The organism is Thermoactinomyces sp. DSM 45891, from assembly GCF_900119485.1.
Taxonomy (GTDB): domain Bacteria; phylum Bacillota; class Bacilli; order Thermoactinomycetales; family Thermoactinomycetaceae; genus Baia.
Genome location: NZ_FPJZ01000004.1, coordinates 13773 through 28376 on the forward strand (window position 1 = coordinate 13773; position 14604 = coordinate 28376).

12 protein-coding genes are annotated in these 14604 nt (G+C 44.9%); 5 read left to right on the plus strand and 7 right to left on the minus strand.

Going from position 1 to position 14604, the window contains the following annotated elements:
- The coding region (locus BT147_RS05705; protein ID WP_072332047.1) for a beta-propeller fold lactonase family protein at window positions 1–1167 on the plus strand (1167 nt) is incomplete at its 5' end.
- A gap of 188 nt (window positions 1168–1355) precedes the next feature.
- On the opposite strand, the gene speB is transcribed toward BT147_RS05705, so the two are convergent.
- From speB to BT147_RS05735, 5 genes are all read right to left on the minus strand, one after another.
- Window positions 1356–2231 carry an agmatinase gene (gene speB, locus BT147_RS05710; RefSeq protein ID WP_072332050.1) on the minus strand — a complete coding sequence of 292 codons (876 nt, stop codon included), beginning with the start codon at window positions 2229–2231 and terminating at the stop codon, window positions 1356–1358.
- A 4-nt stretch (window positions 2232–2235) separates the two neighbouring features.
- Window positions 2236–3078 (minus strand): polyamine aminopropyltransferase, encoded by an 843-nt coding sequence (gene speE, locus BT147_RS05715; RefSeq protein ID WP_072332330.1) that lies wholly within the window; start codon window positions 3076–3078, stop codon window positions 2236–2238.
- Between the two features lie 141 nt (window positions 3079–3219).
- A complete protein-coding gene (locus tag BT147_RS15445) occupies window positions 3220–4761 on the minus strand; it encodes an alpha-helical endospore appendage domain-containing protein (protein WP_177239697.1) in 1542 nt (513 codons plus the stop codon).
- Between the two features lie 45 nt (window positions 4762–4806).
- Window positions 4807–6348, minus strand: a complete 1542-nt coding sequence (locus tag BT147_RS05730) for an alpha-helical endospore appendage domain-containing protein (RefSeq protein WP_072332056.1) — start codon at window positions 6346–6348, stop codon at window positions 4807–4809.
- A 27-nt stretch (window positions 6349–6375) separates the two neighbouring features.
- The gene (locus BT147_RS05735) at window positions 6376–7908 is read right to left on the minus strand and encodes an alpha-helical endospore appendage domain-containing protein (RefSeq protein WP_072332059.1); all 1533 of its coding nucleotides are present in this window, start codon (window positions 7906–7908) and stop codon (window positions 6376–6378) included.
- Between the two features lie 199 nt (window positions 7909–8107).
- Between BT147_RS05735 and BT147_RS05740 the strand changes: the two genes are divergently transcribed.
- Window positions 8108–10129 carry a transglycosylase domain-containing protein gene (locus tag BT147_RS05740; RefSeq protein ID WP_072332062.1) on the plus strand — a complete coding sequence of 674 codons (2022 nt, stop codon included), beginning with the start codon at window positions 8108–8110 and terminating at the stop codon, window positions 10127–10129.
- 161 nt (window positions 10130–10290) lie between these two features.
- Here BT147_RS05740 and BT147_RS05745 read toward each other — a convergent pair whose 3' ends face one another.
- Window positions 10291–11667, minus strand: a complete 1377-nt coding sequence (locus tag BT147_RS05745; protein WP_072332064.1) for a transcriptional regulator — start codon at window positions 11665–11667, stop codon at window positions 10291–10293.
- 250 nt (window positions 11668–11917) lie between these two features.
- Between BT147_RS05745 and BT147_RS05750 the strand changes: the two genes are divergently transcribed.
- From BT147_RS05750 to BT147_RS05760, 3 genes are all read left to right on the plus strand, one after another.
- Complete coding sequence (locus BT147_RS05750; protein ID WP_072332067.1) at window positions 11918–12199, plus strand: hypothetical protein; 282 nt, start codon at window positions 11918–11920, stop codon at window positions 12197–12199.
- 262 nt (window positions 12200–12461) lie between these two features.
- On the plus strand, window positions 12462–13052 hold the full coding sequence (locus BT147_RS05755; protein WP_072332070.1) for a hypothetical protein: 591 nt from the start codon (window positions 12462–12464) through the stop codon (window positions 13050–13052).
- A gap of 58 nt (window positions 13053–13110) precedes the next feature.
- Window positions 13111–13905, plus strand: coding sequence for a hypothetical protein (locus tag BT147_RS05760; protein ID WP_072332073.1), 795 nt, complete (start codon window positions 13111–13113; stop codon window positions 13903–13905).
- Window positions 13906–14063: 158 nt separating this feature from the next.
- Here BT147_RS05760 and BT147_RS05765 read toward each other — a convergent pair whose 3' ends face one another.
- Window positions 14064–14564, minus strand: a complete 501-nt coding sequence (locus BT147_RS05765; RefSeq protein WP_072332076.1) for a YwhD family protein — start codon at window positions 14562–14564, stop codon at window positions 14064–14066.
- Window positions 14565–14604: the final 40 nt, after the last annotated feature.

Genomic DNA, 14604 nt, shown 5'->3' on the forward strand with positions numbered 1-14604 from the left:
GGGCCTCAAGGACCCACGGGCGCAGATGGGGCTGACGGCACTACGGGACCTCAAGGAGATACCGGGCCTCAAGGGCCTACGGGCGCGGATGGGGCTGACGGCATTACGGGACCTCAAGGCGATACTGGGCCTCAGGGCAATACTGGACCTCAAGGCAATACTGGACCTCAAGGCAATACTGGGCCTCAAGGCAATACTGGGCCTCAAGGCAATACTGGACCTCAAGGCAATACTGGACCGACTGGACCAACTGGACCGACTCCAGTTGAATTCGTTTATGTGGCAAATAACGGCGGAGGCCAAAACTCAGTATCTGTGATCCAGGGAGGAGCCAATACAGTTATCACAACCATACCTGTTGGAACTTCTCCGAGGGATGTCGGAGTCAACCAATCAACCAAGCGAGTCTATGTGTCAAATCAGGGATCGAATACTGTGTCCGTGATTAATGGTATTACCAATCAAGTCATTTCGACAATAACAGTGGGAACCGGTCCATTTGGAGTGGAAGCAAATCCATCCACTAATACCATTTACGTAGTAAATCCCTCTTTAAATAGTGTCTCTGTAGTAAGTGGAAATACAAATACAGTTACCGCAACGATAACGGTTGGAGTAGCCCCACAGAATATCGGAGTCAATCCATTAACGAATCGAATTTATGTAACAAACACGAATGCATCTTACAGAAATATATCTGTCATTGATGGAGATACAAATACAATCATTGCAACGGTAACCGTTGGATTGAATCCTCAAGGTCTGGAAGTAAATTCATTAACGAATCGAATTTATATACCAAATTTTAGTGTGAATACTGTCTCTGTCATTGATGGAGTTAGCAATACAGTAGTGGCGACAGTAACCAGTGGATTAAATCCGAACGATACTGGGGTCAATGCACGAACAAATTCCATCTATGTACCAAATCAATTTTCAACCGATCGCTCTGTAACCGTGATTGATGGGGTTAGCAATCAAGTTATTACAACGATAACGGTTGGGAGTAGCCCAACGAATTCTCTAGGGGTGGCGGAAACAAATCGAATCTATATATCCAATAACGGCTTGCGTAATGTATCTGTCATCGACGGAGATAGCAATCTAATCATTGCAACGGTATCAGTAGGAGCTAACCCAAGAGGTCTTGGGGCACTCTTATTATAATTACGTTCATCATTAAAATGAACTCAAAACGTTGGACACAAAAGATGGAAACAATATAAAAGGGTATGTGTTCAGTGTTGAACTGGACTCATACCCTTTTGTTTCGTTTTCAGACGCAAACCCTAAATCGCCTACTATGGCGGTTTTTTCGCGAAGAAAAAGGGTTACATCTAATCGTTTGTATATCTCTATTTCGTTGTAAAGCCAAGTAGCATTTCCCGAATTAGCTTCGCTGCTGTAATCGGCGTTTGCTCGGTTGGATCGTAGGCTGGAGCCACTTCTACTAAGTCTGCGCCCACAACCATCAAGTCTGACTTCGCTATCGCATGGATGGAAGCTAATAACTCTTTGGTTGTGATGCCACCCGGTTCAGGGGTACCTGTACCCGGCGCATGTGCTGGATCGAGTGCATCGATATCAATGGTCACATAGACTGGACGGCCTGCTAGTTCGGGTAGACAGGACGTAAGCGGCTCTAGCACGTCAAATGGGAAAAAGTGAATGCCTGCTTCCTCTGTGTAATCCACTTCTTCTTTCGTCATCGAACGGATTCCAAACTGATATACATTGGAGCCACCGATCAACTCTGAAATCTTGCGAAGCGGGGTTGAGTGGGAATAAGGCTCTCCTTCATAATCAGTGCGCAGGTCTGCGTGTCCATCGATGTGGATAATCGCTAGATCTGGGTAACGCTTGTAAACCTCTTGCACAACGGGCCATGTTACTAGGTGTTCGCCGCCCATCCCGAGAGGCATCTTTCCTGCATCGAGAACACGGCTTACGAAGTCCGCGATCTGGGTAAGACTCTTCTCGGGGTTCCCGAAAGCAAGAGGAATGTCACCCGCATCATAGTAAGCGATTTCATTTAATTCGCGACGAAGATAGTGGCTGTATTCTTCGTGAACTAGGGATGCCTCACGAATTCGAGGAGGGCCAAAGCGAGAGCCAGGCCGGAAGCTTACGGTCCAGTCCATCGGCATTCCGTATAAGACGGTGGTAGATTCCTCAAAGTTATCAGTTGAACCAATAAATACATTTCCTGAGTATTTTTCTTCGAAACGCATATGCCTACTTCTCCTCTTTCACTGTTAACTCACGTACGAACTGAGGAAGTTCGAACACCGTTTTATGAATCTCTGGACGATAGTATTTGGTATCAAGCGCTGGCAATTCCCGTACATCCACATCTAATGGATCATGTTTCTTCGATCCGATGGTAAAGCTCCAGAGTCCGGATGGATACGTTGGGATACTTGCAGTGTAAAGGCGAGTGATCGGGAAGGTAGCCGATAAATCAGCGAATACACGGCGGATAAGATCACGGTTAAACCACGGGGATTCCGTTTGTGCTACCATGATTCCGTCTTCTTTTAGCGCCTCGCGAATGCCTTCATAGAAGCCTTTTTCAAACAATCCTACTGCTGGGCCAACCGGCTCTGTGGAATCAACCATAATAACATCGTATTTATTTTTATTTTCGGCAATATGTTTGATGCCATCTGCTACTTGGATATCAACACGAGCATCTCCAAATAGACCGCTTGCAATCTCTGGGAAGTACTTCTTAGATGCCTCGATCACGCCACCATCAATCTCTGCTAGAACTGCCTTTTCGACGGAAGAGTGTTTTAGAATCTCTCGAATTACGCCACCGTCTCCCCCTCCCACTACTAGTACGTTCTTCGGATTCGGGTGTGTATTCATCGCGATATGCGTAATCATCTCATGGTAAACAAATTCATCTATATCCGTCGTCATCACCATGCCGTCTAGGACAAGCATATTCCCAAACTGCTCCGTTTCAATTACGTCTAGGGATTGGAAATCGGTTACCTCGTGATGCAAGGTTTTATTGATTTTCGTCGTAATTCCGTGATTCGGAGTCTGCCGCTCCGTATACCATAGCTCCATTTGTGGCTTTTCCATATGTAATCCGTCCTTTCGTTGACAACAATCCTCAATAAGAATACCACAGAGGGGAAATACACGTAAATAAAGGGTATGTGTCTGGATCAATACCAAACATATACCCTGCAGATTGATTGATAGGCCTTATGTCGTATCGGCGATCCTCGTTACAAGTAAATAAGCATTTATTTCATTCGGATTGGCACCTGATATGGTTTGACTACCTCCTGAAGAATTGATTATTGAGACCGTCTGGCCAGCTGCGAGATTCCTAAAATATTCTCCAAACACTTGCCAAGCCGAGCCAGCTTCAGATGATGAATAATGAAATTCTCCGTTAGCAATACGAGTACCATTAATAGCTCCAGCCCATTGTAATGCATTGGACGGGGCTCCCGTCCGTGCTGTAGTAACTTGGAAAGAGATTCGATACGATCCCGCGGAATTGATTGTTATATTAGGTGCAGTATATGGTGTATTGGCTGTACCGAAATTATCTACAAATGGTACAAATCCGTTATTAGCAACTGCCTGATTACTACCGGTAAAAACAACATATCGGAAAGCATCAGAGACTGGGGGTCCCGTAGATCCTTGGGGACCGATGCCTCCCGGGGATCCAGCACTTCCTTGAAACCCTCTTCCTCCTTGGGTTCCGGTGCCTCCTTGAGGGCCTCCTCCTCCTTGGAGCCCAGTGCCTCCTTGCGGGCCACGTCCTCCTTGCGGGCCAGTGCCTCCTTGCGGGCCGACTGGTCCTTGCGGGCCGGTACCTTGAGGTCCAGTTCCGCCTTGGAAGCCGGTGCCTCCTTGCGGGCCGATACCCCCTTGGGTCCCTCTTCCTCCTTGAGGGCCGGTGCCTCCTTGCGGGCCGGTGCCTCCTTGAAATCCGATGCCTCCTTGGAATCCAGTGCCTCCTTGCGGGCCGGTGCCTCCTTGAAACCCAATGCCTCCTTGGAATCCGATGCCTCCTTGAGGGCCGGTGCCTCCTTGCGGGCCGGTGCCTCCTTGCGGGCCGGTACCTCCTTGCGGGCCAGTTAATCCCTGGGGTCCCGTTTCTCCCTGAGGGCCTGTAGGACCTGTGGGGGCCTCTAGCCTTATATTAGCGGAACCAGGTGTTACCGTAATTTCTAACGAGTCAGATAGAAAATTGAGGGTATCTCCGAAGCCGAGTGGAATATTTCCGTCAGCACCTGAGTTTCCTTGGACTACAAATAAGAAATCACCCGTAGCGATAGTCCCAGTGGGTCCTGATGTACCTTGAGGTCCTATAGCTCCTTGAGGTCCTGTCTCTCCTGTGGGTCCTGCGAATCCCTGAGGTCCTTGAGGTCCTCCCGGCAGTCCTTCGGGTCCGGGTGGTCCTTGAGGCCCCGGTGCCCCTGTCGGAGTATCTTCTCCTTCTAACACGTTTGTTAACTTCTCGTTTAAAATCCATTCTTTCTTGGTGATTACATTAAGCGTATCGCGAACGCTCTCATTGATCGTGAGTATATCTGCAAGTGATGGTTGAAATGTGGTTGTCACTCCAGGAAGAGTTCCTAAAGTGTATTGAAGTTTTTCTCCCTCAGCATTAATAATATGACTTAGGCCTAATTCTTCAAATGCAATCGATGATAGTAATAGATTTACTGCATCATCTCTCGTCATGTTTATATTAGGTGAAATATTAGGGATGTTAGCTTGAGACATGTTATACCTCCTTCCAGATAGTGTCACCCGAATAGATCGATCCCGTTATGGCGCGTTGCCGATTCTCGTTACAAGTAAATATGCGTTTGTTTCATTAAGGTTGGCACCTGATATGGTTTGATTTCCTCCTGAAGTATTTTGCACAGAGACTGTATTTCCAGGATTTAGAACTCTAAGATATTCCCCGTACACTTCGACGTTTGAAGCTGTGTTAGCTGTTGCTATATGAAATTCTCCCTGAGGAATACGAGTACCATTAATCGCTACTGTCCATTGTAACGAATTGGATCCAGCTCCAGATCGCGCTGTCGTAACTAGAAAAGCGATTCGATAGGTTCCTCCGACAGTGATTGAGATATTAGGTGCAGCATATGGTGTATTCGCTGTGCCGAAACTATCAGCAAATTGTACAAAAGCATTATTTGCAACTGCAATATTACCGCCAGTGACCACAACATATCGAAGAGCAGTGCCCGGTGGTCCCGTCGGACCAGTAACAGATCCCGTCACGCCTTGAGGTCCTGTAAATCCTTGCGGTCCCGGAGGCCCTTGGGGTCCTATTGGTCCTTGAGGCCCTGGAGGCCCTTGGGGTCCCGTGTTCCCTTGGGGTCCTGGAGGTCCTTGGGGTCCTGTGTTCCCTTGAGGTCCTGAAGGTCCCTGAGGTCCCGTAAATCCTTGGGGCCCGGTGCCTCCCTGGGGTCCTGAAGGCCCTTGCGGTCCTGTAAATCCTTGGGGTCCGATTTCTCCTTGAGGTCCTGTTTCTCCCTGGGGTCCTGTCGATCCTTGCGGTCCGGTTGGTCCTTGAGGCCCAGTTTCTCCCTGGGGTCCTGTCGATCCTTGGGGTCCTGTTTCTCCCTGGGGTCCTGTCGATCCTTGCGGTCCTGCATCTCCCTGGGCTCCGGTTAACCCTTGGGGTCCGGTTTCTCCTTGTGGGCCTGTAGGTCCTACAGCCCCTTGGGGTCCCGTCGGTCCTTGAGCATCTTCAGGAACCTCTATATTCACGATAGCAGAACCAGGGGTTACATCAATCTCTAACGTATTAGATATAAAGTTGATTAGATCTCCGAAACCAACTGGAGCACTTCCGCTCACACCCGTATTCCCTTGAACTAAAAATAAGAAATCACCGGTCGCAAAAGACCCTGTATCTCCTGTTGGCCCTTGGGGTCCAGTATCCCCTTGAGGTCCCGTCGATCCTTGAGGACCTACTGGCCCCTGAGGTCCTGGTGGCCCTCCAGATGAACCGGTCGGTCCTGCTGGCCCTTGGGGTCCCGTTGGCCCTATCGTAACAGGGGCTTCTAACACATTTACTAACTTTTCGTTTAATATCCATTCTTTTTTCCCTATTACATTAATCGTATCGCGAACATTTTCGTTAATGAGAAGTAGTTCGCTGAGGGTCGGTTGGATGGCCGCTGATACTCCAGGAAGAGTTCCGAGAACGTATTGGATCTTTTCACCCTCGGCATTAATAATATGGCTTAGTCCTAGCTCTTCTAAGGCAATCGACGAAAGTAACAGATTCACTGCGTCTTCTCTCGTAATGTTTATATTAGGTGTAATATTAGGGATATTGGCTTGAGACATGCTATACCTCCTTCCAAATGATTTCGATTATGGTGCATCGCCGAGTCTCCATACACTTAAAAAGGCGTGTGTATCGCTACCATTCGCACCTGATATAGTTTGAGAGTTTCCTGAAGTATTGATGACAGAGATTGTAGTTCCAGCTGTTAGAACTCTAAGATATTCTCCACGCACTTGAACGTTTGCAGAACCATCACTTACTGAGATATGAAATTCTCCGTTAGCAATACGCGTACCATTAATCCCTACTGTCCATTGCAATGGGTTCGCGCTCGCAGCTGTCGTAGCTAAAAAAGATATGAGATATATTCCCGGGATAGTGACTGTGATATTAGGTGAAGCGTATGATGTATTCGCTGAACCGAAATTATTTGCAAAATTTATAGTGGCATTATTCGCAACTGGAGTAGCCGCTGAAGTAAAATTAACATATCGAAAAGCAGGAGTAACTGCTAGCCCAGTCGGACCTTGTGGCCCCGAATTTCCTTGCGGCCCCGAATTCCCTTGCGGCCCCGTATTTCCTTGCGGCCCGTTATTTCCTTGCGTTCCCGTATTCCCTTGCGGCCCGTTATTTCCTTGCGGTCCGGTATTTCCTTGCGGTCCGGTATTTCCTTGCGGTCCTGTATTTCCTTGCGGTCCTGTATTTCCTTGCGGTCCCGTGTTTCCTTGCGGCCCTGTATTTCCTTGCGGTCCTGTATTTCCTTGCGGTCCCGTAAACCCTTGCGGTCCCGTAAACCCTTGCGGTCCCGTAAACCCTTGCGGTCCTGTTTCCCCTTGCGGTCCTGTTTCCCCTTGCGGTCCTGTTTCCCCTTGCGGTCCCGTAAACCCTTGCGGTCCCGTAAACCCTTGCGGTCCCGTAAACCCTTGAGGCCCTGTAAATCCTTGGGGTCCCGTAAACCCTTGCGGTCCAATGGGTCCGATAGGTCCTTGTGTACCTGTAGGACCTTCCTCACCTGTAGGCACTTCCATCCTTACATTGGCGGAACCAGGTGTTACTTCAATGTCTATCGTATCGGATATAAAGTTGAGAGTATCTCCAAAACCGATTGGAACATTTCCGTCCGCGCCTGAGTTTCCTTGCACTAAAAATAAGAAATCACCGGTAGCAAAAGGCCCCGTTGGCCCTGTTAACCCTTGAGGTCCTTGAGGTCCTGTGTTTCCTTGAGGTCCCGTAATTCCATCTGGCCCCTGAGGTCCCGTCGGCCCATCGGATGGTCCCGTGGCTCCCGTTGGTCCTTCGATTCCTGTTGGTCCTCTTGTAACATCTGTTCCTAACACATTGATTAGCTTCTGGTTTAAAGTCCATTCTTTCTTTCCGATTGTATTAATCGTGTTGCGAACACTGGTGTTAATGAGAAGTAGATCACTAAGGGTGGCTTGAAAGTTAGTTGTCACTCCAGGGAGAGTTCCGAGAACGTATTGTAGCTTTTCTCCCTCGGCATTAATAATATGACTAAGTCCTATTTCTTCTAATGCGATCGATGATAGTAGCAAATTCACTGCATCATCTAACGTGAGTGAAATGTTAGGTGAAATATTAGGAATATTAGCTTGAGACATGTTATACCTCCTTTCGGATAATTCATAATATTGTTATGCTTGACTACTATCAACGGAACTAATGCATTTACACTAAATTTCATAGAAAATGGTTCCCCAAATTAAAAACAGGTATATTCTACCTGTTACTTCCGCATAATACTCTCAACCTAGGGCATGTGAACTAGGATATTTGTAGAGAGAGGGAGCGACAGCTAGAGTGGGAATCCAAGTAGAATCACTGCTTGAACAAACAAAGGCATACAAATGGTATAAGCGGAGTGTCTACTGGATCAAACGCGTATTCATCGGATTCGCGATTCTTTGCGTTGCTTTGTTCCTGTTCCTACTATACCTACGATCTCAACCACTACCCCCTCCTGATATCTCCGCTACTACCTTTTTATATGACGATCAGGGAAATGTGCTAGATCAGATGGATGCGGGAGAACATCGCGAGAAAATATCATTACAACAAATCCCGAAGTATCTAGTAGATGCTACGTTAACAGCAGAAGATCGTGATTTTTTTGAGCACCACGGATTTTCCTTTCGTGGCATTACTCGCGCTCTTCTCGTAAATCTAAAGCAATTTCGCGTCGTTCAGGGAGCTAGTACGATTACACAACAACTAGCTCGAAATCTGTACCTTTCTCATGACCGGACTTGGTCCCGGAAGGCGAAAGAAGCGATGCTAACGGCCCAACTGGAGCTTCACTTCGATAAGAAGGAATTATTGGAGATGTACTTTAATGAAATCTATTATGGAAACGGTGCATACGGGATTCAACGAGCAGCACAAGAATATTTTCGCAAGGATGCGAAAGACTTAAACCTAGCCGAATGCACCTTTTTAGCCGGTATACCGCGAGGGCCATCAGTCTATTCACCGTATCAACATTTCGGGCGGGCCAAGGAGCGCCAACGATCGATTATCGCGCAAATGTCCGTGATGAAGCTAATTACGAAGCAACAAGCAAAGGAAGCTACTCAGTATACACTCGCTCTTCAGCCTCCACTCCCTAGTCAAAAGAGTAAAGCAAGCTATTTTCGGGATTATGTCATTCAGACATCTGTAAACCAATTAGGCTTTGATGAGGAATTAGTGAGGCATGGTGGTTTGCGCATCTATACGACACTGAATACGCAGATGCAGAAGCAAGCAGAGGAATCTTTAGTAAGCCAGGTAGGACGAGTCCCGAACCTACAAGGGGCACTTCTTTCTGTCGATGCACATACGGGGGCAATTAAAGCGATGGTGGGTGGGAAGAGTTACCAAGAATCGCAGTTTAATCGTGTGTTTGCTCGAAGACAACCTGGTTCTTCCTTTAAACCCATCGTCTATTTAACAGCGCTGGAGAAAGGGATTCCCCCCACACAAAAAATCGTAAGTACTCCCACTGCGTTCACATACAAGGGGGACACGTATACACCAGGTAATTTTCAAGATATCTATGCCCAACGCCCGATCACGATGCGGGAAGCCATCGCCAAATCAGATAATATCTATGTGGTGACCACTCAGTTTCAGGTGGGGATCGACCAGGAAATTGAAACAGCACGAAAATTAGGTATCCATAGCTCGCTGAATGCAACCCCCTCTTTAGCTCTTGGAAGCTATGAAGTAACTCCGTATGAGATGACAGAGGCGTATACGACGATCGCCAGTTCGGGTGACCATAAGCCTCTTACAGGCATCACAAAGATTGTAGATTCATTTGGTCACGTTCTCTATCAAAATCAACCTGAATCGAAGCAGGTATTTTCGCCTAGCTCTACCTATGTGCTCACTTCTCTGATGCGCGGTGTATTTGATACGGGCGGGACGGGTCAGCGCGTGAAACAAATGTTTGCTCATCCTGCCGCCGGAAAAACAGGCACCACGGACTGGGACGGCTGGTTAGTCGGATATACACCTGATTTAGTGACCACGGTATGGGTCGGATTTGATCAAAACCAAAAGTTAAATCATAATCAGGCCAAGATCTCACAGCATGTCTGGGGACGTTTTATGGGCCAAGCTACTCTCGGGAAATCCAACAAAATCTTTGCGGTTCCCAGTGGTGTAAAAGCGGTATATATCGATGATGAAACAGGAAAGTTAGCTCATCCAGATCAAAAAAATGCACGGCTTGAATACTTCGTGGCCGGCACGGAGCCAACCGAGTACGTGCAAGCTCCTGAGAGTTCGAATCCTGAGCCTTCTTTATGGGATCGCATTAAGAAATGGTGGTCGAATTAAACTACACCTGAAGCAATGAGAAGACGAAAAAAGAGAGCCTTTCCCAGTCTACATTGGGTTGGCTCTGTTTGTATGTGAAGCATAGCTATACTTCCTCTTATCGAGGTGTTGGAATAATTCCATAATTAGAATTAGCTTTCTGGCGGATAATATAGACTATTTTAGTCTTCTGGTGGCTCGTTATAAAACATAATCTCACCTCCTACCTTATCTGCTCTCCTTAAACGCATATGATACAGTTTTTCGATGTATTTACCTAATTCAGTATGTTTAGATCGATATGCAATCGCTGTTAATAACACTAATACATTTTCTTGCGTATCGTCAATACATAGTTTCTCACAAAGTTCCAGTGATTTCTCCAAGTATTTCAATGCTTTTTTGTACTTCCTTTGCTGTTGATATACTTCCCCAATGAGTACTAACGCCTTACAAAGTCTGTATTCCTCCTGACCTTCTTCCAGCAAATTTATGGCCTTTAGAAGTGGGATTAGGATTCTTTCCGCATTCCCAATATCATTCTGTTGTAGGTAGATTTCACCCAAATTGGTGTAGGTTGTGATAATGAGGGACTTAATGGTGATTTTGTCCTCAAGCTGTTGGGCTAACTCATAGTATCTTTCAGCAGTTTGCCAATTTCCCAATCGAGTATGAGCTTCTCCAAGGGAAGATATCAACTCAAATTTGCGATCGATATTGCTCTCTAATCTAGCAAATTCCAAACCTTCTAATGCCACTTGGATCGCCTCTGAATACCTGCCCATGCGATTAAATAGTTCGACCCGTAATTGATAGAGATTCAACCTGCAATCTGAAAACATCAGATAGGAACGCTCATGCCATAGCTTTTCGACGATTTTTAATGCCAATCCGTACTCTTTCATCTTTTCAAGAATGGATGCCTTGATGATATATAGCAAGTAGTACGTATACTCTCTACCTCCACCTTGAATGAAAGATTTAATCCCCTTGTCAGCAAATGCTAATGCCTTTTGTAAAAAGTTTTTCTTGTTCATGATTCGGCTCAATCGGTAATAGCACGCTGATATTAGATTCATATGTGTGAGTTCGGGATTGATCTCACCTATTTGAATTGCATTTTCGAAGTGTAGCCTTGCTTCGTCTGGAGAACCATTTGCATTAAAAAACTTGCCCTTCAAATACGCACCATAGAGGGAGAGTACAGGTACATCCTCATTAAGATGTTTGTAAGTCTCTTCTAACTCCCGAAGCTTTTCCATAGCTGATTTCGGGCTTTCTTGCATTTCTGCCTCTATGATCTTCAAAGCCTCTTCAATCGAATTAATATTATGAACAACGGGTTTCTCATTCACATTTTCAAAGTCGATCCCTAAAATGTGGCATACTTCAAGTACCTTCTCCGCGTTAAAGTTGGTCGCACCTTTCTCCAATCTACTCAAAGAAGCTGGACTGAATTTAGCTTCAAATGCCAGTTTTTCTTGTGTCCACTTTCTTCCTTCCCGTTTCACTCGGATGAGATTTCCTAATTCTCTCGATACATACTCCTTTACTACCATTTTTGCCCCACCTTTTATTAAAAAAGTTTCCCTCTAAAATGCACCAGATGAAGTATGTTTTCATAAAGACAGAAACAGAATTGAATAGTCTTTCATAAAGATGAGTGGTACCAAAGGTGTTTTTCATAGGTGCTATGCTAAATTAGAAGTATTTTAATAGACTATTCATATTTCTCAAAATCATTATACCCTAGTACAATGAAGTTAGCAGTAGATATTCAAAGATTTTTCATAGAGAGAGGGAGAAAATATGGTTCGTATACATGTAAAAGCCAACTCAGATGTTTCGCTCAAAAGTTCAGAAATGGCATTACAAAAAGTCTTTCAGATGGAAGTCCAACGAACAACTCTGCTTACAGATGGAGCAGAGGCAGTATATCTCGCCGGCCATCGAGATACCAACCACACACTCGTACTTACGACGACAGATCACAAGCAAATTGCTTTACCGAATATTAAATGGAGTCAGATTGAGATGTTAGATGGAAAGTTTATATTTTACGGAAAAGGTTTCGATCCGTTTTCCGAATAACTCCTATTTTTTCCTTCTCTCTAGGAGATCTCGAATCATCTATTGCACTCTATCTGCCCCTCAGGAGGAGAATTTTCATCGTGCATCATCACTCATAGGTAATGTGGTAGGAATGGGAATGAATTGATTTTTTACAGAACAGATTTATTGGTCACAAACACGGAAGATGTAGGCAACCAGGCTCATCTTCCGTGTTTTTCTCAAATGAAGGATTGATTGCAGGAACATTCACTACAAAGAGCAAATAGAGGAGGAGACGATTATGAAGAAGCTGATCGGTACAATATGTTTAGTAGCTCTAGCTGTATATATCACGCCTACAGTGAATGCAAATGAGGTTCAAACCAAGAAACCAAGCGGTAATTTTTGCGGCAAGGATGGTTGGAAAGGGAAAGAAATGGACGAGGTTCCTTCCTTCATTCCACAAACAGAATCCCCAGATATCAGCAATGAAGATAAAGCAAAAGTAGATCCTCAATTGTTTGATAAATTCAAAGTCAACTCGACATCAAATGTTTGTGGAATGCCAACCACCCTTGTTGAATATATCAACAAGAGCGCTCCCAAAGTAACTCATAAGTTTTCAGAGACTGCTACTAAATCCACTACTTTTAACATCGGGGTAAATGGCAATTTCCATGAAGCATTCCAAGCATCACTTGGATACTCTGCAACGAATACCGTTACCCGTACCGTTGAACTCTCTGTGGAATTGAAAAAAGGGGAGTCATGTAAAATTCAAATTCGACCGTCGCTTCATGCAATTAGCGGTACATGGTCGTATTTTACAGGCTCTAAAGGTGTAGATGTCTACTATCCAACTCACCTTACTTGGATCGCATCAAAAGCATAATGAACAGACACGGGGGATAACAGACGTCCTCCGTTTTTATTTGAAAGGGGAGACTTTTATGCAACTCAAAGGCCATGTGATGACTGCGATGATGTTCCTTATAGTAGGATGTCAAAACACGGAAACAATGATGATGAAGCCCATACCAAATGAGGTTCAAATGGTACATAACATCAGCAGCTATAATACATATTTTGATAAGGAAGCGAGTACTGAATTCATCATGAATCTAGTATTTAATCACAAGAAAGAAGTTGCAATCAAACAAGAAGAGATTTCGATTGAACTACTACCCAAAACGGATATTGTGGAGATGACTGCATTTCGTATCAAAGCAAACCCACCACAGAAAGAGTTAGAACAAAAAGCCCTCTCGGTTGATTTCACTAGCAAGAAGGCAGGAAGACATATCTTTACCCAAATTGCTGTCAAAATAAATGGAGACAAGAAAATTTATCCATTAGGAGATGTCACAGTAGATGTTAAGGAGGGACCCTTTTCTGGTGCTACTGTCTATACAGGGGGAGCAGGCATTTTCCCAACTCAAACACCATTACTTTTTGAACTAGTCAATTCACAACCATATCCTATCGTATTCAAAGGCATACTCTCAGACAATCCTCTAATCCGTTATAAGCCATCAGATATAAAAGTAGAGGATATGTCACTACCAGATAAGGGAATCACAATTAAGCCGAAAGAGAGCGTAAAAATTCATCTCGATTGGCAGGTACAATTCCCAGAGAATCAAATCGTCAACATGGAAGCGAGACCCATTGTCGTTACGGAGAATAAAGGGGTAAGTGAATATGCTACCGTTCCCAACATGGTGTACCGTAATGATTTCAAATAAATCATGGGGGTTACCTTAAAAAAACACAAAAAAAGCGAATCCGCTTGTAGCGAGGTCCGCTTTTTTTGTGTCCTAGCAAATGGTTCCGAAAACCATATTAAGTTTACTCTCTGAATAATAGCTTACGCAATACGTCACAAAAAAATGTCACATTCCGTTCACGAATTCAAAAGTGCATCCTTTAATTCATCTGAGCTATTTTCCCACATTTCTTGATTATGCTCGATAAAGAGCGCTTTTAATGCTTCTTTCTCTACTTCGCCTAATTCACTTACCTTAATCCGGCGTTTTAAGGCATCGTCCATTCGATTTACATGGAAGGCGAGATTTTTCCAACCTTTGCGAGTCTCATGGTTAATCACCATCGGGCAAGCTGTGACTCCTGCATAATAGGTACCATGCTCATTTTGATCAATCGCAACCCAGACCACATAGTAGGTTTTCCCCTCTGCAACTTCCTCTTGGTCAGCAGTAAATTTAATACCGCGCTCAATTTTGCTCTTGGCATGAATAAGGCCTAGATCAATTTTCGCTGTATCATGGTCGATTAGTACAGACGACATGTTGCTTAAATTTAGTGTGCCTGTATAATAATCACCGTGTGTTGTCGCTTTACGATTACTTAATATGTTAAATTGGTTCTTTGGTTTTTGATCCACTACCCATCAACCTCGCTTTATCCTCTAGGCATTATATTAT

What these genes read in the sequence shown, in the direction of transcription:
- speB (WP_072332050.1), bottom strand. Translation starts at nt 2,231, where the DNA reads ATGCGTTTCGAAGAAAAATACTCAGGAAATGTATTTATTGGTTCAACT.
- speE (WP_072332330.1), bottom strand. Translation starts at nt 3,078, where the DNA reads ATGGAGCTATGGTATACGGAGCGGCAGACTCCGAATCACGGAATTACG.
- BT147_RS15445 (WP_177239697.1), bottom strand. Translation starts at nt 4,761, where the DNA reads ATGTCTCAAGCTAACATCCCTAATATTTCACCTAATATAAACATGACG.
- BT147_RS05730 (WP_072332056.1), bottom strand. Translation starts at nt 6,348, where the DNA reads ATGTCTCAAGCCAATATCCCTAATATTACACCTAATATAAACATTACG.
- BT147_RS05735 (WP_072332059.1), bottom strand. Translation starts at nt 7,908, where the DNA reads ATGTCTCAAGCTAATATTCCTAATATTTCACCTAACATTTCACTCACG.
- BT147_RS05745 (WP_072332064.1), bottom strand. Translation starts at nt 11,667, where the DNA reads ATGGTAGTAAAGGAGTATGTATCGAGAGAATTAGGAAATCTCATCCGA.
- BT147_RS05750 (WP_072332067.1), top strand. Translation starts at nt 11,918, where the DNA reads ATGGTTCGTATACATGTAAAAGCCAACTCAGATGTTTCGCTCAAAAGT.
- BT147_RS05755 (WP_072332070.1), top strand. Translation starts at nt 12,462, where the DNA reads ATGAAGAAGCTGATCGGTACAATATGTTTAGTAGCTCTAGCTGTATAT.
- BT147_RS05760 (WP_072332073.1), top strand. Translation starts at nt 13,111, where the DNA reads ATGCAACTCAAAGGCCATGTGATGACTGCGATGATGTTCCTTATAGTA.